Annotated in this window: 14 protein-coding genes; 10 read left to right on the plus strand and 4 right to left on the minus strand. The window is 60.0% G+C overall.

The features are described from left to right. Window positions 1–10 precede the first annotated feature (10 nt). The 3 genes from HMPREF3147_RS06675 (at window position 11) to HMPREF3147_RS06685 (ending at window position 4,629) form a co-directional block, all read left to right on the plus strand. The gene (locus HMPREF3147_RS06675) at window positions 11–1,387 is read left to right on the plus strand and encodes an NAD-dependent succinate-semialdehyde dehydrogenase (RefSeq protein ID WP_070446225.1); all 1,377 of its coding nucleotides are present in this window, start codon (window positions 11–13) and stop codon (window positions 1,385–1,387) included. Window positions 1,388–1,942: 555 nt separating this feature from the next. Continuing rightward, window positions 1,943–3,127 carry a class II histone deacetylase gene (locus HMPREF3147_RS06680; protein WP_070446227.1) on the plus strand — a complete coding sequence of 395 codons (1,185 nt, stop codon included), beginning with the start codon at window positions 1,943–1,945 and terminating at the stop codon, window positions 3,125–3,127. After that, window positions 3,124–4,629: an APC family permease gene (locus tag HMPREF3147_RS06685; RefSeq protein WP_070446229.1), complete on the plus strand. Its 1,506-nt coding sequence runs from the start codon at window positions 3,124–3,126 to the stop codon at window positions 4,627–4,629. The genes HMPREF3147_RS06680 and HMPREF3147_RS06685 overlap by 4 nt, the downstream gene beginning before the upstream one ends. A 195-nt stretch (window positions 4,630–4,824) precedes the next feature. Here the strand turns inward: HMPREF3147_RS06685 and HMPREF3147_RS06690 are convergent, their stop codons facing one another. Both HMPREF3147_RS06690 and gabT (HMPREF3147_RS06695) read right to left on the minus strand, forming a co-directional pair. Further along, on the minus strand, window positions 4,825–6,054 hold the full coding sequence (locus HMPREF3147_RS06690; RefSeq protein ID WP_070446231.1) for an aromatic amino acid transport family protein: 1,230 nt from the start codon (window positions 6,052–6,054) through the stop codon (window positions 4,825–4,827). Between the two features lie 71 nt (window positions 6,055–6,125). Continuing rightward, window positions 6,126–7,454, minus strand: coding sequence for a 4-aminobutyrate--2-oxoglutarate transaminase (gabT, locus tag HMPREF3147_RS06695; protein WP_070446233.1), 1,329 nt, complete (start codon window positions 7,452–7,454; stop codon window positions 6,126–6,128). A gap of 117 nt (window positions 7,455–7,571) precedes the next feature. Here gabT (HMPREF3147_RS06695) and HMPREF3147_RS06700 point away from each other — a divergent pair, with 117 nt between their 5' ends. Further along, complete coding sequence (locus HMPREF3147_RS06700; protein ID WP_070446235.1) at window positions 7,572–9,017, plus strand: PucR family transcriptional regulator; 1,446 nt, start codon at window positions 7,572–7,574, stop codon at window positions 9,015–9,017. Window positions 9,018–9,032: 15 nt separating this feature from the next. Here the strand turns inward: HMPREF3147_RS06700 and HMPREF3147_RS06705 are convergent, their stop codons facing one another. Continuing rightward, window positions 9,033–10,559: a PucR family transcriptional regulator ligand-binding domain-containing protein gene (locus HMPREF3147_RS06705; RefSeq protein ID WP_371325737.1), complete on the minus strand. Its 1,527-nt coding sequence runs from the start codon at window positions 10,557–10,559 to the stop codon at window positions 9,033–9,035. Window positions 10,560–10,670: 111 nt separating this feature from the next. Here HMPREF3147_RS06705 and gabT (HMPREF3147_RS06710) point away from each other — a divergent pair, with 111 nt between their 5' ends. The 4 genes from gabT (HMPREF3147_RS06710) to HMPREF3147_RS06725 all read left to right on the plus strand — a co-directional run bounded on the left by gabT (HMPREF3147_RS06710) (window position 10,671) and on the right by HMPREF3147_RS06725 (window position 15,884). Next, window positions 10,671–11,996 carry a 4-aminobutyrate--2-oxoglutarate transaminase gene (gabT, locus tag HMPREF3147_RS06710; RefSeq protein ID WP_070446239.1) on the plus strand — a complete coding sequence of 442 codons (1,326 nt, stop codon included), beginning with the start codon at window positions 10,671–10,673 and terminating at the stop codon, window positions 11,994–11,996. 36 nt (window positions 11,997–12,032) lie between these two features. Further along, window positions 12,033–13,481 (plus strand): flavin-containing monooxygenase, encoded by a 1,449-nt coding sequence (locus HMPREF3147_RS06715; RefSeq protein ID WP_070446241.1) that lies wholly within the window; start codon window positions 12,033–12,035, stop codon window positions 13,479–13,481. Window positions 13,482–13,494: 13 nt separating this feature from the next. Further along, a complete protein-coding gene (locus HMPREF3147_RS06720) occupies window positions 13,495–14,475 on the plus strand; it encodes an alpha/beta hydrolase (protein WP_010189241.1) in 981 nt (326 codons plus the stop codon). Between the two features lie 98 nt (window positions 14,476–14,573). After that, the gene (locus HMPREF3147_RS06725) at window positions 14,574–15,884 is read left to right on the plus strand and encodes a YkvI family membrane protein (protein ID WP_070446244.1); all 1,311 of its coding nucleotides are present in this window, start codon (window positions 14,574–14,576) and stop codon (window positions 15,882–15,884) included. 58 nt (window positions 15,885–15,942) lie between these two features. Here the strand turns inward: HMPREF3147_RS06725 and HMPREF3147_RS06730 are convergent, their stop codons facing one another. Continuing rightward, on the minus strand, window positions 15,943–17,409 hold the full coding sequence (locus HMPREF3147_RS06730; RefSeq protein WP_070446246.1) for a helix-turn-helix domain-containing protein: 1,467 nt from the start codon (window positions 17,407–17,409) through the stop codon (window positions 15,943–15,945). A gap of 191 nt (window positions 17,410–17,600) precedes the next feature. On the opposite strand from HMPREF3147_RS06730, the gene HMPREF3147_RS06735 reads away from it, so the two are divergent. Both HMPREF3147_RS06735 and HMPREF3147_RS06740 read left to right on the plus strand, forming a co-directional pair. Further along, the gene (locus tag HMPREF3147_RS06735) at window positions 17,601–19,658 is read left to right on the plus strand and encodes a hydantoinase/oxoprolinase family protein (RefSeq protein ID WP_010189244.1); all 2,058 of its coding nucleotides are present in this window, start codon (window positions 17,601–17,603) and stop codon (window positions 19,656–19,658) included. A 37-nt stretch (window positions 19,659–19,695) separates the two neighbouring features. After that, on the plus strand, window positions 19,696–21,711 hold the full coding sequence (locus tag HMPREF3147_RS06740) for a hydantoinase B/oxoprolinase family protein (RefSeq protein WP_070446248.1): 2,016 nt from the start codon (window positions 19,696–19,698) through the stop codon (window positions 21,709–21,711). The last annotated feature ends 22 nt before the right edge of the window (window positions 21,712–21,733 follow it).

Raw genomic sequence — 21,733 nt, forward strand, 5'->3', positions numbered from 1 at the left:
GGAGTAATCAATGTCCAACACCTATCGCGTACAGAACCCCGTGACCAATGAGGTAGTCGAAACCTTCGATACCGCTACAGACGCTGAAGTCGAAGCAGCACTGGCAAAGTCCGCCGCGGCTTATAAAGACTGGTCTGCACGCCCCATCTCTGAGCGCGCAGAAATCATGACCCGCGTCAGCGAGCTCTTCGAGGAGCGCAAGGAAGAACTAGCCCAGATTGCCGGCGAGGAGATGGGCAAGTTCCACTCCGAGGGCATCGAGGAAGCTGAGTTCTCGTCTGCCATTATCAAGTACTACGCCGATAACGGCGCAGACTTCACCAAGGACCAGGAGATCCCGACTGCTTCCAACGGCACGGCAGTCATTCGCCGCTTGCCTATCGGCCCGTTGCTCGGCATCATGCCGTGGAATTTCCCCTACTATCAGATCGCCCGCTTCGTGGCGCCCAACCTGATGCTGGGCAACACCATCATTCTCAAGGATGCGGAAATCTGTCCGCGCTCAGCCCTTGCCGTTCAGAAAATCATGGATGACGCTGGCGTTCCTGAGGGCGTGTACAACAACGTCTTTGCTTCCCACGACCAGATTTCCACCATCATCGCGGACTCTCGCATCCAAGGTGTATCTCTTACCGGTTCTGAGCGCGCAGGTTCCATCATCGGCGCGCAAGCCGGCGAACACCTCAAGAAGGCAGTTCTCGAGCTCGGCGGCTCTGACCCGTATGTCCTGCTCGATACTGACAACGTCAAGGCAGCTGCGGAGCTGGCATGGGGCACGCGTATGTACAACACCGGACAGGCTTGCAACTCGAACAAGCGCATGATCGTTATGGACGATATCTACGACGAGTTCGTCGCTGAGCTTGAGCGTCTTGCGAACGCAGCCGTTCAGTCCACGCCGGACAACCAACCAGAAGGAGCATACTCTGCTCTTTCGTCCCGCGAAGCAGCAGAAAAGTTGCGTGACCAGCTAGACCGCGCTGTAGCGGCTGGCGCCAACTTGCGCGCCGGAGGTGAGCTGTCTGAGGTAGGTGCCTACGTCTCTCCTGCTGTCATCACCGATATCCCGGTAGGCTCCGACATCTACTACGAGGAGTTCTTCGGCCCGGTCGCCACTGTTTACAAGGTCAGCAATGATGAAGAGGCCCTCGACTTGGCCAACAACACCCAGTATGGCCTCGGTGGCACTGTCTTCTCCCAAGACACCGAACGCGCCGCTGCCATCTCTCGCCGCTTGGAGTGCGGCATGGCAAATGTCAACACCCCTGCTGGCGAAGGCGAGGAAATGCCTTTCGGCGGCGTGAAGCGCTCTGGCTTCGGCCGTGAGCTGGGCCCCCTTGGCATGGATGAGTTTGTCAATAAGCAGCTCTACTACGTAGAAAAGTAGCCTGAAATAGAGACTAAAAGGCGTTGGACTACCTTTCGGTAATCCAACGCCTTTTTCAATGTCTAGCCACGGAAACATCGGGCGGAAACTTTTCTGCTTTTACATACAAAGGAAAACCACCCACTCCACCTTATCCCAACGTCATCCTCTGATATCACAAATCAGACGAAACGGACATCACATAAAGCCATTCCCACAACATCGACCATCATAGTATTTGCATGTAAAAACAATACCCGATCACAACATGTCGACCCTGCCACCTCAAGCAACACACGATTATATCGTTCAACAAAATATTGTCACGCCGCGACAAAACACCCAATAAAAGGGGTGCCACATCCATTTTCAACCAATTGACAAAGTCTATCGTACCGGTAATTAAACCCTCTAGACACAGGTCAGATCGAAAAAACATTCACTTTCCAAAACATGCAAAATATACCTTCAGAAAGAAGGCTACCTATTACTGTAATAGCACTCAGAAACGTCTCCTAAATCACATTTTTTCAGGTACTGTTTCCTTCAACACCAGCCTGAAAGAAAGGATCGCAAATGAGCGCTAAAAAGCACAATAAAACCTCTGTGGGGTACCTCTGGGATACGCTCTACGGGTGGCATGACACCGGCACGGGAGGAAATACACCAGCCAACCCAGCCCTCGGTCTGCAACCGGTAAACCGCCATTTCTCCTCGCCAGAGCCTAAGCGGCGTCTGCATGAGTTGGTGCAAGTCTCCCAACTCCGCAATCACCTCACCACCCTTTCTGCGAAGCCCGCTTTGCGAGAACAACTCGAGCGCATTCACTCCAGCCAGCACATCGATTCCATGCTTGAGCAATCTCAGCTACCTAAAGGTGGTGACTGCGGTGACGGGGGCTCGCCGTTCGGCCAAGGAGGCGCCGACATTGCGATGCTGTCAGCTGGCGGCGCAATTGAAATGACACGGGCTGTACTTGATGGTGAAGTCGACCGCGGATATGCACTCATCAATCCTCCAGGTCACCATGCCGAGAGGAATCGCGGTTTAGGTTTCTGCCTTTTCAACAACGCTTCAGCAGCAGCCTCGTATGCGCTTGAAGAGCGCGGACTTGAACGAGTTGCAATCGTAGATTGGGACGTTCACCACGGCAATGGAACCCAAGACATCTGGTGGGAAGACAACCGCGTTCTTACAGTGTCTATTCACCAAGATAGAAACTTCCCAGTCGACAGTGGCTTCGTCGAAGAAAAAGGCGCCGGAAAGGGCGAGAATTTCAACCTAAATATTCCTCTGCCTCCGGGAAGCGGAGATCTCGTGTACGAAACTGCGCTAGCTGAGATTGTCATTCCAGCACTTGAGGATTTCAAACCAGAATTGATCATCCTAAGCACCGGCTACGACGCTGCGCTGATGGACCCGCTGGGCCGCATGATGGTGACAACCTCTGGGTACTACAACATGACAAAGGCGCTCGCAGCCACGGCAGACACTCTTTCTGAAGGAAACCTTGTCGTGGTTCAAGAAGGAGGATACTGCCAATACTACGTTCCCTTCTGTGGTCTAGCCGTCCTGGAAAGCCTAACTGGTGAAAGCTCTGGTTTTAAGGATGAGTATGCCGACATTGTGGATGGCCAAATCCGAAAGACCTTCACTCAGGAACAAATCGCCTATCTTCAGAAGGCCTATACATCGCACTTTAACGACAGCAGCCCGGCTTTAAACGCTCTCGTTGCAACAACTAACGATGGTGCCGTATGAGCGACCAAATCCGTACACTTAAGACACACAACATCGTCTTCCTTGTAATCGCTGCCGCCGCGCCTTTAACCGTTGTGTCCGCCGGCGTGACAGCGGCTTACGCTACGTCAGGGATGGCAGGAGTTCCACTGGGCTATCTGCTGTGCGGAGCACTCGTTGCTTTCTTTTCGGTTGGCTTCTGCGCTATGGCTAAGCAAATTCCCAATACAGCTGCGTTCTTCTCCTATGTATCAGCTGGCCTTGGGAAAAGTCACGGTTTAGCAGCATCGTCGCTGGCCGTCGTCTCGTACACTGCCATGCAAATCGCTCTATACTGTCTTCTTGGATACACAGCATCCAGCCTTATAGATTCACTTTTCGGCATCTCTATTCACTGGGCAGTATGGTCCTTCATTGCATTAGCTCTGGTGGCATTTCTAGGCATTAAATCTGCCGATGCGACATCGAGGATTCTCGGAGTTCTTCTTCTTCTAGAGTCTTGCGCTATAGCATTCTTCTGCGTTCTCGCAATTCGCAACCCTGTGGACGGCCTTTCAGTTGACACGCTTTCCCCAACAGCACTGATTGGTGCTGGAACAGGCACGCTACTTGCTTTCACCATTGCTGGGTTCATGGGCATTGAGAGCAGCGCTATGTATGCCGAAGAAGCGGTCAATCCAGAGAAAACAATTCCAAAGGCAACCCTCATATCGATCTTGGTTATCTCTGCCTTCTATGGATTTTCATCATGGTCAATCGCCCAAAGCACTGGAGAGTCTCAGGTAGTCAGGGCAGCGCAAGAATCAGGATCAGACCTATTCTTCAATTTTATTGCGAGCCAAGGATACCAATCCATCGTTCCACTAATTCAGCTTCTCTTGGTTACGTCCCTCTTCGCAGCAGTTACTGCCTTCCATAATTCGATATCCCGTTACCTCATGGCTCTAGGACGAGAATGGGTTATTTGGAAGAATCTCGGCGCTGTCAGCGAAAATGGCGCCCCTGTTACGGCGTCCCTTTTCCAATCGTGCTTCGGTTTTATCGCTCTGTCCGCAGCCCTAGTCGCACAGATACTTTCGGGCTATGACGACAGTTTCCCATCAGCAATCGTGTTCTCTTGGATGAGCAATGCTGGCGGTTTCGGACTCGTTTTCTTGCTCTTGATCACTTCAGTATCGGTCTACTTCTATTTCAGAAAGCACACTGGCCTGTACCCCGTCTTCGTCACAAAGATTGCTCCGACCATTGCCATTATCGGATTCGGAACAATGTTCGTCCTAATCTTGGCCAATTTCGAGAATCTCATTGGAGATGCCGAATTATGGTACTTGGTCTTTGTTATTCCAACCATCATCCTCTTGTGTGGTGTAGCTGGTTTTGTCCGGGGCGAGCTGCTCAAGCGGTCTCACCCCCAGATTTACAGCAACATCGGTTCAGGCCACTCGCCCACTGAACATACGGCACAGGGCAAGGAAACCTCTCCTTCGCGGACCACTCCCGTGCCTGCAACAGCAAACGACTAGGCCACTAGTGAGGCTCGTGTGCGGCACACATCCTGCAAGGCAATTACGTCACAAATGCACACAGTCCGCAGCAATGGTTCGACAGGGACGACGAAGGCGGTGATGACGATTCGTACAGTATCGTCATCACCGCCCACTAGGATTTCTAGCCCCCGTCTCGGTTCCAGTTCGTTAGCTCAACGCTCGTCGCTCGCTCTAAGCCCAACCCGCCGGCACTAAACCGAGAATCGAAATGATCGAGTAAATGAAGGCCAGAACGTAGACCACAATGATCGTGCCCTGGATTACCGGGTGTGCGAGTCCGCCCACGTTCCAGCCTGGGTCGCGGTCGCCCTTCTTTCGGGAGGCGTGCAACAGCATCACCGGAATGACGGACATGATGGCGCCCGCGAAACCACCAGCATAGGACAACGCCGCAACGAAGCCGCCGAGACCAGCAATGGAAATCACCAATGGCGGAACAACCGTCAGCGCCACCGCCACGATGCGCTGTCCCTTCACGCCTTCCCAGTGGAAGATGTCCAAAACGTTGCGCATGGTGGTAAAACCAATCGCCAGGAACGAGGTCAACATAGCCGCCAGGGCAAAGATATTGGCCATGTAGTAGGCCACCGGGCCAAGGGCCTCGCCCCACGCGATGGTTACTACTTCGGTGACCTCCATGCCGAGCAGACCCAGGGCAGCAAAAGGAACCAACGCCAGGGTAAAGCCCGTGATGACCATGCCCATAACGATTGCCCGCGCGGTCTGCTGCGGCTTAGCCGGGTCCATGCCTTGCACCAGCTCCGGAACCACGTACTGCGCCAAGAAAGAAAACACCGCCAGGTTCAGAATCGGGACGATGAAGAAGGGGTGAAGAACCAAAAGGTTCTCAATCTTGATTCCCGGGCCTAGGATCGTCCATCCGCACAGGACAGCGATGATGATGGCCATGCCTGCGGTGATGGCTCCTTCAGTCTTACCCGTGGTGTGCAGCCCGCGGTACATCACCCAGGAACCGAACCCAAAGAAGATCAGCGTGCCGAGGAGCGGCGACAACCCGAAAATATTGTTGATCAGGTCGCCCGAACCAGCGGCATAAGCAATGAGCGCGCCGATGCCGTTGACGATGATGGCCACGAAAACCAACCACCGGCCCCATTGCCCCAGGTAATGTTCCGCCAATCCGGAAACCTGTAGCGGCGCCTTGGTGCGCATGGCAGACTCCGCCACGTACAGCATGGAAATGGTCGTGAGCGTACCGGCCACGAGCAAGGCGATAACGAGTGCGAGGAATCCTCCGTTGCGAGCGGCATAAGGAATGGAAAGGACTCCAGCACCGATGTTGGTGCCGAAAATAAGGGCGATGCCCTGCACGAAGGACAGCGCGGGTTTGAATTCCGCCGTGGACTCATCCCTCTGCGGCACGGAAATGTTGTTGGACAAAGACTTCTCCGATAACTAAGGACTAATAAAACAGGAGCTCACCCGGAAAGATCCGGGTGAGCAACAAGGAACTACTTGTATTCGTTGAACTGCTTCACGACGACCTGCAGCGCTTCACGCCACAGATCTTCCGGAATAGCCAGGGAAGGTAGGAAACGGATGACGTTGTGGTCGAGGCCGCAGGTCAGCAGCAGGACGCCTTCGGCCTTGGCGGCGTCGGCAATCTTGTGCACCAGCTCGGAGTCCGGCTCACCCTCAGCGGTGACGAATTCGAGGGCGAGCATCGCGCCGCGGCCGCGGAATTCGGCCACGCGCTCATCGCCCAGGATGGGCTCCAGCTCCTCACGGGCAACCTTCTCTAGGTTCTGAGCACGCGCGCCGAAGTCCTTCTCTTCGAATTCCTTGAAGGTTGCCAGCGCAGCAGCACAGGCCACCGGGTTGCCGGTGTAGGTGCCGCCCAGGCCACCTGGCTGCGGGGCATCCATAATTTCTGCACGGCCAGTTACCGCAGACAGCGGCATGCCGGAAGCAATGCCCTTCGCAATGGTCACCATGTCCGGCACGATTCCCTCATGGTCGGAGGCGAACCACGTACCGGTGCGCATCATGCCTGCCTGGATCTCGTCGACGATGAAGACCACATCGTTCTCGTTGCACCACTGCTGGATTGCTGCGAGGTAGCCCTCGGCAGGGACAACGAAGCCGCCCTCGCCCTGAATCGGCTCAGCAACAACGCAGGCCAGGTTGGCTGCGCCGACTTCCTGCTCAATCATGGTGATGGTCTTCTGGGCTGCCTCAGCACCGCTCAGGCCGTCACGCAGTGGGTAGGACATCGGCGCGCGGTAGATCTCCGGGGCGAAGGGGCCGAAGCCATTCTTGTAGGGCGACTGCTTGGCCGTCATCGCCATGGTCAAGTTGGTGCGGCCGTGGAAGGCACGGTCCATGACCACGACACCGCGCTTGCCGGTGTAGTTACGGGCAATCTTCACTGCGTTCTCCACGGCCTCTGCACCGGAGTTGAACAGCGCGGTCTTCTTCGGGTGATCACCCGGGGTGACCTCGTTGAGCTTTTCCGCCACGGCGACGTAGGACTCGTACGGGGAAATGGTGAAGGAGGTGTGGGTGAAGTGTGCAACAGCATCCTGCACCGCGGCCACGACGGCCGGGTTCGAGGCACCAGCGGAGGTCACGGCGATGCCGGAGGCAAGGTCGATGAAGCGGTTGCCGTCGGCGTCGGCGAGAATGCCGCCATCGGCATCCACCACGTAGCCCGGAAGCGAGGGCGCCATGCCCGCGGGGAGGGCGTTCTTGCGACGCTCATCCAAGGCGGCGCTCTTCGGGCCCGGGACCTGCTGGCCCAGGTGGCGGGACTGCTCAATGTGGTACTGAAGTTCCTGCATGGTCTTCCTTTTGTGTTCGGATGAATAGGATGCCACTTAGTGTGGCCCCTACCACCCTGGAACCACTATGGACAGGGTGTATAAATTTTCTATCCATAGCTGTGTACCCTGTCTACCATGCGTGAGATAACCTTTCGCTGGCTGCTCAACCAGCGCTCGTTGAACCTGCGAAACATCGTCACCGGTAGCGCTACGTTCAACACTATCCACGCCTCCGAGCTCGCGGACCCCAGCGAGTTCACCTCCCCCGGCGCGCTCATGCTCACCCTGGGGCTTGCTTTTCAGGAAGAACCGGAGGGGTTTGAGCGCTATGGCGCGGCTCTGGCCACGGCCGGCGTGCAGGGCATCGGCTTCGGTACCGGGCTGGCCTTCAGTGAGGTCCCCACAGAACTTATCCGCGCCTGCTCCCAGCACAATCTCACCCTTTTTGAGGTCCCACGCGCCACCCGCTTCGTATCCATCACCACAGCCGTGGCTCAGGAACAGGCCCGCTTGGACAACAACGCGCACTTTGCACTCCACCGCCAGCAGGAACGCCTCAACCAGGCGGCAGCCACGAGCATCGACGCACTCATCGCACAGGCAGGCAAGGAACTCGGCGCCGCGGTAGCAGTAGCCAGTTTCTCCGGAGCGGTGGTCAGCCGCAGCGATCGCGGTCGGATCAGTGCGGCCGGCGCCGCGGTTGAGGCCGCGGAGCAGACGGGGCGGGGAACGGGGACGTCGACAAGCGCAGGCGCCACCATCACCAGCATCTTCGGATCGGCGGGACGACGCTGGGCCATCGCGGTAACGCGTGCAGAGAAGTTCGACTCCTACTCCCGCGCGCTCATCCGGCACCTCGCGGGCCTGGCCAGCCTGCTCTTAGATCATCCCGACACGACTGCGCACACGATCCTCGGAGCGTTGGCGCTTGATGCCCAGCTGGCCGGCGTTGACTCCCCCGCCCTGCAGGCGGCTTTTCATATGGTCGATAGCCATGATCTCATCGATGTCCTGTTTCTCACGGCAGCTTCCCCCTCCCGCCTCGCGCGGGCTTTGAGCGAGATCGGAAAAGCCGAGCCTCTCAGCCTCATCCGCCCAGAACACGATTCGGCGCTTATCGCGCTTCCCCCGGGCACCGCACACCCAGGTTTAAGCGGGAAACACACTCGCTACCTCCGCGCATCCATCCTGCAGCGCATCCAATGGCAGGCGTTGACGCCGGCGCTCTTGTCCTCTCTCCAGAGCCACGCGCGCAGTCTGCCGCTCGGCGCTGTGGCGACCTTCAATTCGGCTGCCCCTACCTGGCTGTCAGAACCCGGAGTACCCGAGGCCCTCGCTGCCCGGCGCGCGGCGACGGTCAGCCGCCTAGCCGAACACGATGTTCAGCACAATACGGAGTTGCTCGCTACTTTGCGCGCCTTCCTCGTGGGCAACGCCAACCTGGCTACTGCTGCCGCGGAGCTTGGGGTTCACCGGCACACCGTGCGCGCTCGGCTGGATAGAGTAGAGCAACTCTGCGGCGTGGACCTGGCTAACCCCGTCACCCGCGCAGAACTCCTCTTACTCAGTATTGATTCTTAACTGACCGTTGAGGACTCAGTTCGGAACGCTGACCCCGAGGATGAGCAGCTCCGCCGCCACGAGAGGATCCTTGAGGTCGACTTCGAGGAGAGCCTCCAAGTCCGCGATGCGCTTGCGAACGGTATGCCGATGCGATTGCAGTTCCTCAGCGGTGCGGCTCACGTGGCCACCCGCGCGCAGGTAGACCTCCAGGGTTTCCGCCAATTCGGTGCCGTGCTCCGCGTCGTACGCGCGCACCTTGCCCCAGGTTTCTTCGGCGCGATTGTGCACCGCACCCTTGACCCTGGGATCCCTGGTCCAGCTCAGCGTCCGCGATTCTGGTCCCGCCAACATTCCTGGCTGCAGCCCAAAGGCGAAGGATTCCAATTCACGGACAACTCCTACTCCCAGCTCGCCCCATGGCATGGGTTGCCCCACGACGATGCGCTTGCTTCCCCGAATATCACGCAACAAGTCTTGCAAGTTCTTCATCGAACGACTCCCCCTAAAGAGCAGGAGGCTGGAGGAGTTATCCAGCGCGTACTCGAAAAGCAAGCGCCCGTGCTCCTGCAGGCGAGCGTCCAAGGCGTGGAGGAAGCGCTGGTGGGCGCGCTCGCCTTCTGACTTCACTAAGACCGGACGTACCCGACCCTGCGCATCACCCACCATGTGGAAGATGCGGCGCATGGGATCTTCCGGCTGGTCCATGCCCAACTGAATGGCCATGGCCATGGAGTTGAGTTCGTTTTGGGTGCGCCGCAGCTCCTGCGGGCGCTTCACGGTGAGTTCCGCGAGACCTGCAGCCTGTTTGAGCAGTGCGCGCTCGTTCACACCGAAACTCTCACGCGCCACCGCCAGCAGCCCGAAGGAGCGCGCACCGTGATCGGCCAAGCGCTGGGCCAAGACGTTCCACCCGCCGACGCGGCGTGCGGCGTAGAAGTTCTGCGCGCGGGTATCGGTAATTACCGGGCCCCACTCCACTGGGGGCAGGCCGGGGTGACTCGACTGCGCGAAGACCCGTCCGTCCTTATCCACGAGGCAACAGTGCGCCCCCAACAGGCGTCCGGCCTTATCCACGAGGGCATCGAGACCGGCGATGGCGGCGTCGTTAAGCGCACCCTGCTGCGCAATGAAGAGTTCCAGGCCTTCCTCACGCTGACGCTGAAGCTCGTCGTGGAGACGCGCGAGCACCGAAACGAAGGGAACACGCCGCGCCACCGTGAAGAGCGAAATATCGCATTCCCGGGCGGCCTCCACCATGGCGGGCGGAACCTCGGCAAAGGCAATCCCAACGCCGAAACCCACCCCCGTTACCCCGCCTTCGGCCACCCTGTGGATGTACTCCGCCAGCTCTTCCGACTTCCCTTCAAAGGCCATGCCGGTAAGCAGGATAACCACCCCAGACCCCACAAACTCACGGGGATCGCGCAGTTCACACGGGTGCATTACGGAAAAAGGGCGCCCACAATCGTGCAGAATTTCTATCCCCAAATCAGGCTGATTAGCCAACCATCTCAGGGAAACGCTCCCCTCTTCCAGCCCGACCGCTACCCCCGTATCCATTGTGGACAAATTCTCACCATTCTTTCACCAGATTGTCTATGGCCCTTCTGAAGTTTAGCCATAAGAATGACCCACGTCATAAAAAATTCCGAGTATTAAGGAGCAGACAGCATGCAGGATCTCAAGCACCGCCTCCCCCAGGAGCGGAATGTCTCCACCGCAATCCCTGGTCCTCGCAGCCAGGAGCTGAATGCCGCCCGTGAAGCAGACGTCGCTGCTGGCGTCATCCCGGGCTACCCCTCCTACATCACCGACGGTGATGGTGGCGTGCTTGTCGACGTCGACGGCAACACCATCGTCGACTTCGCATCCGGCATCGCCGTGACCTCCGTTGGCGCCTCCAACCAGCGCGTTGCCAAGGCCGTCGCCGAAGCCGCCAGCCACCTGACCCACACCTGCTTCCTCAACGCTCCCTACGAGGGCTTTATCCAGGTGGCCAAGAAGCTCAACGAGCTGACCCCGGGCACCCACGAGAAGAAGACCTGTCTCTTCTCCACCGGTGCTGAGGCAGTGGAGAACGCCATCAAGATCGCTCGCCGCTACACCGGCAAGAACCGCGTTGTGGTCTTCGACGGCGCCTTCCACGGCCGCACCAACCTCACCATGACCATGACCGCCAAGAACAAGCCCTACAAGCAAGGCTTTGGCACCCTGGCCGCTGATATCTACCGCGCGCCGATGTCCTACCCACTGCGCGACGGCCTCGACGGCAAGCAGGCTGCAGCGCGCACCCTGCGCTATATCGAGCAGTACGTCGGCACCGAAGAACTGGCTGCCGTCATCATCGAGCCGGTGCAGGGCGAGGGTGGCTTCGTCGAGCCTGCCAAGGGCTTCCTCCCGGCACTGCAGGAATGGTGCACCGACAACGGCGTTGTCTTCATCGCCGATGAAATTCAGGCCGGTATCTGCCGCACCGGATCCTGGTTCGCCTGCGACGATGAGGGCATCATCCCGGACCTCATCACCACCGCCAAGGGCGTGGGCGGCGGCATGCCGCTGTCCGCTGTGACCGGCCGCGCCGAGATCATGGATGCCCCGGACCCGGGCTCCCTGGGTGGCACCTACGCCGGTAACCCGGTGGCCTGTGCTGCTTCCCTGGCAGCTTTCGAGGAGATGGAGGAGCTGGATCTGGCTTCCCGCGCCCGCGAGATCGAGGCCATCACCCGCGAGGAGCTGGAGCCGCTGCTCGAGCTCACCACCGTCGCCGAGGTCCGCGGCCGCGGCGCCATGATCGCCATCGAGCTGGTAGACGACAACAACCAGCCGAACGCTGACCTCACCGCCAAGGTAGCCAAGACCTGCCGCGAGCAGGGCGTGCTCATCCTCACCTGCGGCCTCGACGGCAACGTCATCCGCCTCCTGCCCCCGCTGGTCATCAATGAGTCCACCCTGCGCGACGGCCTCCAGGTCCTGGCCGAAGCCATCCGCGCAAACTAATCCACACCACCACCGTCTAAAAGGAGACACACCACTATGAAGATCTACGATTGCATCATCCTCGGCACCGGCTACGGCGGACTGGGCATGGGCGCCCAGCTGGTCCGCGACGAGCAGAAAGACTTCCTCATCCTCGAGGCTGCCGATGAGGTCGGCGGCGTGTGGCGCGACAACACCTACCCGGGTGCTGCCTGCGATACCCAGGCTCTGATCTACTGCTACTCCTACTTCCTCAACCTTGGCGTCTCCCGCATGTTCGCCGGTCAGGACGAAATGCAGGGCTACCTCAAGGCTCTTGCTGAGGAATTCAACCTCTACGACCACATCAAGTTCAACCACCGCATCACCAACGCCGAGTGGAAGGAAGACCTCAAGGCCTGGGAGATCGAGGCCAACGGTGAGACCTACTACGGCCGCGTCTTCGTCGGTGCGTGGGGCCAGCTCTCCAAGCCGAAGGTTCCGAACTTCCCGAACCGCGAGGCATTCCAGGGCGTGCAGTTCCACTCCGCCGAGTGGAACCACGACGTTGACCTGGCCGGCAAGAAGGTCGCCGTCATCGGCAACGCTGCTTCTGCAGTTCAGCTGGTTCCGGAGGTAGCAAAGGTGGCGGAAAAGCTCTCCGTGTTCCAGCGCTCCGCTAACTACATCCTGCCGCGCAACCAGGTCATCTTCACCGATGAGGAACTTAAGGAGTTCCAGGAGAACCCGGATTCCTACCGCGCTATCCGCCAGGAGATCCACGAGGTCCGCGAGGAGGGCTTCGACCGCACCCGTAAGGGCACCGATTCCGCTGCCGAGGGTGTCGAGCAGGCCATGGAGCACCTGCGCTCCCAGGTCAACGACCCGGAGCTGGTGGAGAAGCTCACCCCGACCTTCGCCTTCGGCTGCAAGCGTATTCTGCGCTCCGATGACTTCTACCCCACCTTTAACCGTGACAACGTAGAGCTCATCACCGCTGGCATCGAGAAGTTCACCGAGACCGGCATCCGCACCGATGACGGAGCAGAGCACGACTTTGACGTGGTCATCTACGCCACCGGCTTCCACTCCCAGGAGTTCCAGGGTGATTTGCCGATTGCTGGCCGCGATGGCGTCGACCTGCGCGAACGCTGGGGTAACTCCCCGGAGGCTTACCTGGGCATGACCGTGGACGGCTTCCCGAACTTCTTCATGCTCTATGGCCCGAACACCAACCTCAACCACCACTCCGTGGTGGCCATGCTCGAGGCACAGGACCGCTACATCTCCCAGGCCGTTGCTTACCTGCGCGAGAACCCGGAGGCAGCCCTCGACGTGAAGAAGAACGTCATCGACGAGTTCAACACCAAGATCCAGAAGGAGCTCGAGGCATCTGCGTTCTCCGCTGACTGCTCCTCCTGGTACAAGAACGAAGAAGGCCGCGTCATCAACAACTGGTCCGGCAACGTCGCTGAGTACTACGAGCTGACCGACAAGCTCGAGCTCAACGACTACGAGCTGGTCTAGGAGGTAGTTCACAATGCACACTCTGCACGACGATTTTTCCGGGCGTCCCGTCGCTGAGGATGCGTGGAAGGCGCTGAAACCTTTCCGCGATGGTGGGGCGAAGTCCTTCCATAACTTCCCCATCCCGCAGGTGCGTGAGAACTACGTAGCCTCGGCCCACGCCAACCCGCTCCACGAGGAGAAGGAACCCGCGACCACGGATTTCCAGGTTGACCAGTTCCAAGTTCGCCTCTACGACCCCCGCCCGGAGGCGGAGCGCGGCCAGGAGACCCCAGCGGTGCTCTACATGCACGGCGGCGGCTGGCTCATGGGCAACCTGGAGACCCACCACTCCTCGGTACGCCGTATCGCGGTGCTGACCGGTCTCCCGGTCGTTGCGGTGGACTATCGCCTTGCCCCGGAGCACACCTACCCGGCGGCTATCGACGATTGCCGCGCTGCCTACCGCTGGTTGTCCAACCCTGAGGCCGAGCACGGCCTGACCGTGACCTCCATCGCGGTAGCGGGTGACTCGGCCGGCGGCCAGCTCGCCGCTACCCTGGCGAACGAGTTCGTGGGCGAAGAAGACGTCGCCAAGCTCAGCTCCCAGATCCTGCTCTACCCCATCACGGATTGCTCCCGCGAGCGAACCGAGAACGGTGCCTCCTACAAGCGCTTGGAGGAGGGCTTCCCGCTGGCATCTGACACCATGCGCTGGTTCATCGATACCTTCGTCACGGAGGAGGCACAGCGCACGGCAACGGATCTCTCCCCGCTGTTGCTAGAAGAGCTACCGGAGGGCCTGCCCCCGTCACTCGTGATCACGGTGGATAACGATCCGCTCGCGGACGAGGGCATCGAGTACGCCGGCAAGCTGGCGAAGGCGGGCGTCGACGTCACGCACAAGCACCTTCTGGGCTACCACCACGGGCTGTTCACCTCCGCCGGTGTCATTGACCGCGGCGAGGAAGAGCTCGCAGTCGTCGCCGAGTTCATCAAGGCGGCAGCGAACTAGAAGCTTCCGCTCCATCACGCACGGGGCAGGCACCTTCAAAGGCAGCCTGCCCCGTTTGCATAAGTAGCTATTTCTGTCCACCTAAAGTTAGGTTCACCATGCTTAAACGCTCATTCGGCATCGCGATGGCCTTCATCGGCGTACTCGCGGGTGCCTCCTTCGCTTCCGGCCGCGAGGCCCTTCAATACTTCGTTGCCTTCGGCAACATGGGCATCGTCGGTGCCATCGTTGCTGCACTGGCCATGACCATCTCCGGTATCACTATTCTCCAACTAGGTTCTTATCACCGTGCCAAGGAGCACACCTCCGTCTTCAACGCGGTGTCCACCCCCATCGTGTCGAAGGTCCTCGACTTCGCCACGCTGACCTGTCTCTTCTGCATCGGCTTCGCCATGTTCGCCGGTGCCGGCGCCAACCTTAACCAGCAGTGGGGCTGGCCAGTATGGATCGGCGCGGTCCTCATGCTCGTGCTCACCCTGCTAACTGGCCTGCTTGACGTGGACAAGGTAACCATCGCCATCGGCGCTATCACCCCGTTCATCATCGTCCTGCTCACCATCGGCACGGTCTATACCGTGCTCACGTCCAACCCCGATTGGTCGCACCTCAACGAGCAGGCACAGCAGCTGCCGACGACGCTGCCGAACTGGTGGGTCTCCTCTATCAATAACCTGGGTCTTAACGTCATCGTCGTGGTCTCCATGATGATCGTTATTGGCGGTAACTTCCTCGATGCTAAGGAAGTGGGCTACGGCGGCATCCTCGGCGGCCTGTGCTTCCTGTTCCTGCTGGCGGTCCTCGTCGGTGGCCTCTACGTCTCCGTGGGCCCGATCACCGAGGCTGAGATGCCAACGCTGGCCATGATTGAGCAGATTCACCCGTGGCTTGGTGTCGCCATGTCCGTTGCTATTTACGGCATGATTTATAACACCTCCATCGGCATGTTCTATGCCTTTGCCAAGCGCCTCACCCGCGGCAAGCCGCAGCACTTCTACAAGGTCTATGTCATCTCCGTGCTCATCGGCTTCGTGCTCTCCTTCATCGGCTTCTCCAACCTCATCGGCTGGGTTTACCCGATTCTGGGCTACATGGGCATCGCCATCATGTTCATCATCGGCTTCGCCTGGCTGAAGAACCGCGGGGAGCTGCAGTCCGAAGCGGACCTGCGCCGCCGCGCACGCGAGCTCCTCAAGAAGCGCTTTGAAAATGACAACCACCTCTCCGATGAGGAGATGCGTGAACTCGTGGCCATTGCTCGCAACTCCTCCATCCCGGAGTCTGACTTCATCAAGGAAATCATGACGGAGGTTGATTCCGCGGATCTCCCAGAGGACATGCAGATTGGCGATGGCAAGCTCCACGCGCTCATTACCGGCAAGCCCATCCCACGCAGCAAGAAGAAGGTGTAGTTCTCTCCACTCCCCCTCTCTGCCCTCACACCTTCTCCGTGCCCCCGCATCCAGCCGCCTAGCGCTGCATACGGGGGCGCAGCGCTTTCCACAGCGCCCACAGGACCAGGTCTGCATCGGAGAAGCGAATACGTTCCGCCAGTGCCTCCAACCGGTGCCGGACCGTATTGGCATGTACACCCACGACCTTGGCCGCGCGGGCGACAGAAAACCCTTCGGCCTCATAAGCGTGGAAGATTTCTTCCCCATCTTTAATGGAGCCGATGGCGCGGTCGAGCTGCCCCACTGCATCTTCGAGGCCGCGCTGCCCCAGGTAGGCCGCTGCCTTCTCAATGGCACTGCACTGAGAAAACTCCATGCTTTGCAGGTGCAAGGAATGTTTCCGCTCCACCACCACAGCGGCAAGCAATGCCTGCAGCCACGCCTGCGGGCCTTCCTCGACGGTATCGAAGCCGTCGGAAAGCCCCACTGAGCCGAAGAGCACATCCGCAATCTTGGTCTCCGTACCCGATTGCGTCGTCAGCACGCAGGTACGGCCAGCCACATATCCCAGCACCAGTGGCACGCCCGCATCTTGGGCCACGGCGAAAGCTTTGTCGCGCACATCACTGCGATAGGAATCCTTGATGGAATCGGAAACGATGAGGCGCATTTTCGCGTGTTCCGAAAAGCCCCGCCTGCGCAACGTGGTGGCCACTTCTTCCCTATTCGAATTCTCATCGCACAACGCCACCATCAACGCGCTCGATTCGGCAACGTGGTTGCGCAGGATGTTTCTCTGCGCCATGAGGGAAGCGGTGAGCAGTTCCTCCAGCGCTGCGAAAGCGGGGTCATCGAAGTCTGCATCCTGACTGGTCTGCCGCCCCCGGATCAGCCAGTAGCCATGGTCGAAGGAGGGGCTCTCACCAGCAATGTCAAGCCACCGGGCAAAGACCTTCCAACGCCCCACGTGCATGCTCGTGGTGCTGTGGTTGACCACCACCGACAGGGAACGAGCGATACTACGCGCGGGCAGTTCGCCGGCGGCGGCAATAACCCGACCATCAACGGTCAACAACAGCAAGGAATCTCCACTAAACCTGGCAAATCGCGCGAGGATCTCGGACTCCGGCGCCGGGTTAACCAACCCGGGGCTTAATTGCCCGATGGTGCTGAGCTTGCGCCAGGACGCCAGGTTGGGTTGGCGCCGCAAAAGCTCATCCACCGCGCGCCGGATATCTTGGCGCGTGATCCCATCGGTGCCGTACAGGAGGGCGCCGGTTCCCTCTACCGAGTCCAGGACTTCCTGCTCATCGAACTCGGAGTCGAGGAAGATGACCCCGGCGGCGTCGACCAGCCGGCGCTGGATGGTGCGTGGGCTTCCCTCCGGCTGGGGAAGGACTAGCCAGCCCGCCACGTCCCCATCGCCCTCGGCGCACAGCCCCACAAAATTCTCATCCTCAAGCGGCTTGCTCAGGCGCCGCAGCCGCGGCTCCATCACGACGAGATCGGCGATCCGCAACACCGGACTTTCTTGTGACGCCACTTAATCCTCCAAAAAATAGTGTCCTATCTTACTTTTAATCAGGTAATTCTAGCGCCCTGCAACCTGGCTTTTTGGAGTTTCCTCCACCGTTTTCCATCTTGATTCACTGTTTCTCCATTGCTCCCCTCCTCGTGCCATATCAAGATTCCTCTCAACCGAATTCACCATCTTTTGAAAGAGAGGTCCACACCATGACGGAGACCAAGCCTTTTCGCGTATCCGTTGACGTCGGCGGAACGTTCACCGACGTCGCGATTGTTAACACCGAGACCCACGAGTTGTCGGTAGCCAAGGTTCCCTCCACCCCGGATGACCCGATGAAGGCGGTGATGAACGGCCTCAAGTCGGCCGACGTCCAGCTCAACCAGGTCGAGGTGTTCTCCCACGGCACCACAGTGGCCACGAATGCGTTGATCCAGCGCCGCTTCCCGCCGGCAGCGCTCATCACCACGAAGGGCTTCCGCGATGTGTTGGAGATCCGTGACGGCACCAAGGATGAGCTCTGGGATGCCTACCACGACGTTCCGGAGCCCTATATCCGCCGCCGCGACCGCTACGAGGTCGAAGAGCGCATCGACTTCGACGGCGCAGAGGTCACCCCGCTCGATGAGGCAGAGGCACGCCGCATCGCCGGCATCCTGCGCCGCAAGAAGATTGAGACTGTGGCGATTTGCTTCATCAACTCCCATGCCAACGCCTCCCACGAGGAACGCATGGCCGAGATCCTGCGCGAGGAGCTTCCCGACGCCGCTATCTCCACCTCCTCCGAAATCCTCCCGGAGATCTTCGAGCACGACCGCTTTTCCACGACCGTCGCCAATGCGGTCCTAGCCCCGCTCGTCTCCGGCTACGTCAACCGCCTATCCCGCCAGCTGGAGGAAGGCGGCTACGACGGTGACCTGCTGCTCCTCCACTCCGGCGGCGGTTCCATGACCCCGGAGATGGTCTCCCGCTACCCGGTCCGCCTGGCCGCCTCCGGTATCGCCGCCGGCGCCATCGCGGTGCAGGACATCGCTACGCGCTGCGGCTACTCCAACGCCATCGGCCTGGAGATGGGTGGTACCTCCACCGACATCGCCTTGGTCTACGAAGGTGATATTCGCATTACCAAGCAGTGGCAGGTCGAGTACGGCTTCCCCATCTGCTTCCCGTCCATTGAGGTGGGCACCATCGGTGCCGGTGGCGGTTCGGAGGCCTGGATCGATGAGGCAGGATCCCTGCGCAATGGTCCGCAGTCGGCCGGTGCGGATCCGGGGCCGGTCTGTTACGAGCGCGGCGGCACCGAAGCCACGAATACCGATGCCAATGTCACCCTCGGCCGCCTCGGCACTGAGCTCATCGGCGGCGCGCTGAAGTTGAACCCGGATGCCGCGCGTGAGGCCGTCAACAAGACCGTCGCCGATCCTCTGGGCCTCGATACCGAGACCGCCGCGGAAAACATCGTCCAGGTGGCCAACGCCAACATGGCTGACGCCGTTCGTCTACTGTCCATCCGCCGTGGTTATGACCCGCGTGACTTCGTCCTCGTCGTCGGCGGCGGCGCCGGCGCGCTGCACGGTGCCGAGGTGGCCCGCGACCTCTCCATCCCCACCGTCGTGGTCCCGCCGCACCCGGGCGTTACCTCCGCACAGGGCTGCCTGCTCGTGGATATCCGCCACGACATCACCAAGATGTACCAAGCACCCGTGGACGAGGTAGACACCGCGGACCTGCGCAAGGAATTCCAAGCGCTCATCTCCGAGGCCCGCGAGCGCCTCCACAAGGAGCACGTGCCTGAGGAGCGCATGAAGTTCAAGCTGACTGCGTCCATGCGCTACCGCGGCCAGTGGCGCTCCCTGACGGTGGAAATCCCCGAGTCCGATAACCCGCTCGATGATGCCGTCGCCATGTTCCACGATGAGCATGAGCGCGAGTACTCCTTCGCCGACCGCGAAGGCGCTGTGGAGTTCTACCAGATTGGTCTCATCGCTATCGGTGAGCTGGAGAACCCGCCCTTCAAGCACTATGACGTCGAAGAGCACGAGGCAGAGCTCCCGGAGACCACCCGCCCTGTGTACTTCTCCGCGCACGGCGGCTGGGCCGATGTCCCGATTTACCACCGCCCGGATCTGAAGGCCGGCGCAAAGCTCAACGGCCCCGCCATCATCGATCAATTCGACGCCACCACCGTCATTCCGCCTGGTGACCGCGCAGAAATTGATGAGTGGTCCAACATCCGCATCCACATCGGCAAGGCGACCAACGCCTAAGACGCTCGCCTAAGACTCTCCTTTGAAAGGAATCGACATGACTACTACTCAGACACAGCCACAGAAGCCGTCGCCGTCTTCTTCCAGCCGCCGTACGCTCGACCCGGTTACCTTCGAGGTGCTCAAGAACGCCTTTGCCACCTCGGTCAACCTCATGTCCGAGCAGATTCTTCGCACCTGCTATTCCTTCGTTATTTATTCGCGCGACTTCTCCTCCGCGCTCTGCGACGCCGAAGGCAACACCGTCATGCAGGGTGACCAGGACATCGCCGTCCACGTCGGCACGCTGCACTTCCAGTGCCAGGCCGTGCTCGAGGAATTCGGCGATGACATCCACGAAGGCGATGTCTTCGCCATCAACGACCCCTACCAGGGCGGCACGCACATGAATGACGTGTCCTTCCTACGCCCCATCTTCTACGAGGGCACGCTTCTGGCCTTCGCGCAGAACAAGGGCCACTGGGCTGATGCCGGCGGCTCCGTCCCGGGCTCCTTCGATGTGTCCGCCACTAACTACTACACCGAGGGCCTGCGCATCACTCCGGTGCGCGTGTGGTCCAAGGGCGTGTTCCTCAAGGACGTGGCCAAGCTCCTAGCGGGCAACACCCGCAGCCCAGAGATCGTCATGGGTGACCTCAAGGCCCAGGCCGAAGCCACCGCGGTCTGTGAGCGTGAGATCCACCGTCTCGTGGACAAGTACTCGGTCGACATCGTGCGGACCGCGCTGCGTGAGGTCCAGGACTACGTGGAAGACATCGTCAGCGCCCGCGTCGCCGACTTGGAGGACGGCGAGTGGTCCACCACCGACTACATCGACCTCGACCCCGCTAAGGAAGAAGGCCTGGTTCCCATCAAGGTGACGATGCGCATCAAGGGCGGGCGCCTCTCTTACTCACTAGATGGTTCCGCACCGGCGGTCGCCAGCTTCCTCAACGCCGGCTATGGCTCCGCGTTCTCTGGAATCGTCGCCGGTACGAAGACCTTCTTCCCCGACGTTCCGCTGAACTCCGGTCTTTACCGCGCCATGGACATCGACCTCGGCCCAGAGGGAACCGTGGTCAACGCCGGAATGCCGCACGCGGTGACCGGCTTCTGTTCCGGCCCCTTCGAGAAGATCATGAACGCCGTCTTCGAGCTGTGGTCCCAGCTCATGCAGGAGCGCGCCATGGCCTGTGCGTTCAACCTGGAGTACCTGCTCATCGGTGGTTGGGATACGCGTGATACGAAGAAGCCGGAGGACAAGGGCGAGTTCTTCATGTGGTACGACTGGATGGCCGGCGGCTGGGGCGGTCGCGTCGACCGCGATGGTTCTTCTGCTACCGCGCCGGTCTTCGGCCCGGGCCTGGCGGTCCAGCCGGTGGAGGGGCAGGAGCGCCTCTCCCCTGTGATCACCAGCCACCACGCGCTGGTCACCGACTCGGCGGGCCCCGGCAAGTTCCGCGGCGGCGTCGGCGTATCCAAGGGTGGCGTGCTCACGGACGCGAACCAGACAGTAATGAGCTACTGCTGTGACCGTTCCCGTTCAGTCACCTGGGGTATCGAGGGTGGTCTGCCGTCTATCCCGCAGGGCGTGTGGCTCAACCGCGGCACCCCGGATGAGAAGTACCTCGGCGCGCTCTTCTCCAACGTGCCAGTCGGCCCGGGCGATACCTTCGAACGCCCCTCTGCCGGTGGTGGCGGATTCGGCGATGCCCTGGAGCGCGACCCGAAGGCTGTATTGGAGGACGTCATTGATGGCTACGTCTCCGTGAACCGTGCTGCCAAAGACTACGGCGTTGTCATCCACGCCATCGACCCCGAGATCGATGAGTACGAGCTCGATGAGGAGGAAACCACGAAGCTACGTGAGGAACTTCGCTCCTCCCGCCTGGACAAGCTGGCGGAGGACCCGGAATCCGTGGCAGAGCGCTACAACACGGGCGAGCTGGACCAGCTCGACCTGGTCCGCCACTACGGCGTCATCCTGGACTGGGCCACCGGTGAGCTCCTGCCCACCACCACTCAGCAGTACCGTGAGCAGATGACCAAGCGTTCCTCTTCCCACTGGAAGTAGGTGGCGCCCCGCCCAGCCTCCT

It is taken from the genome of Corynebacterium sp. HMSC05D03, assembly GCF_001807205.1.
GTDB lineage: Bacteria > Actinomycetota > Actinomycetes > Mycobacteriales > Mycobacteriaceae > Corynebacterium > Corynebacterium aurimucosum.

Coding starts and splice junctions, on each gene's coding strand:
- HMPREF3147_RS06675 (WP_070446225.1), top strand. CDS start 11: ATGTCCAACACCTATCGCGTACAGAACCCCGTGACCAATGAGGTAGTC.
- HMPREF3147_RS06680 (WP_070446227.1), top strand. CDS start 1,943: ATGAGCGCTAAAAAGCACAATAAAACCTCTGTGGGGTACCTCTGGGAT.
- HMPREF3147_RS06685 (WP_070446229.1), top strand. CDS start 3,124: ATGAGCGACCAAATCCGTACACTTAAGACACACAACATCGTCTTCCTT.
- gabT (WP_070446233.1), bottom strand. CDS start 7,454: ATGCAGGAACTTCAGTACCACATTGAGCAGTCCCGCCACCTGGGCCAG.
- HMPREF3147_RS06700 (WP_070446235.1), top strand. CDS start 7,572: ATGCGTGAGATAACCTTTCGCTGGCTGCTCAACCAGCGCTCGTTGAAC.
- HMPREF3147_RS06705 (WP_371325737.1), bottom strand. CDS start 10,559: ATGGATACGGGGGTAGCGGTCGGGCTGGAAGAGGGGAGCGTTTCCCTG.
- gabT (WP_070446239.1), top strand. CDS start 10,671: ATGCAGGATCTCAAGCACCGCCTCCCCCAGGAGCGGAATGTCTCCACC.
- HMPREF3147_RS06715 (WP_070446241.1), top strand. CDS start 12,033: ATGAAGATCTACGATTGCATCATCCTCGGCACCGGCTACGGCGGACTG.
- HMPREF3147_RS06720 (WP_010189241.1), top strand. CDS start 13,495: ATGCACACTCTGCACGACGATTTTTCCGGGCGTCCCGTCGCTGAGGAT.
- HMPREF3147_RS06725 (WP_070446244.1), top strand. CDS start 14,574: ATGCTTAAACGCTCATTCGGCATCGCGATGGCCTTCATCGGCGTACTC.
- HMPREF3147_RS06735 (WP_010189244.1), top strand. CDS start 17,601: ATGACGGAGACCAAGCCTTTTCGCGTATCCGTTGACGTCGGCGGAACG.
- HMPREF3147_RS06740 (WP_070446248.1), top strand. CDS start 19,696: ATGACTACTACTCAGACACAGCCACAGAAGCCGTCGCCGTCTTCTTCC.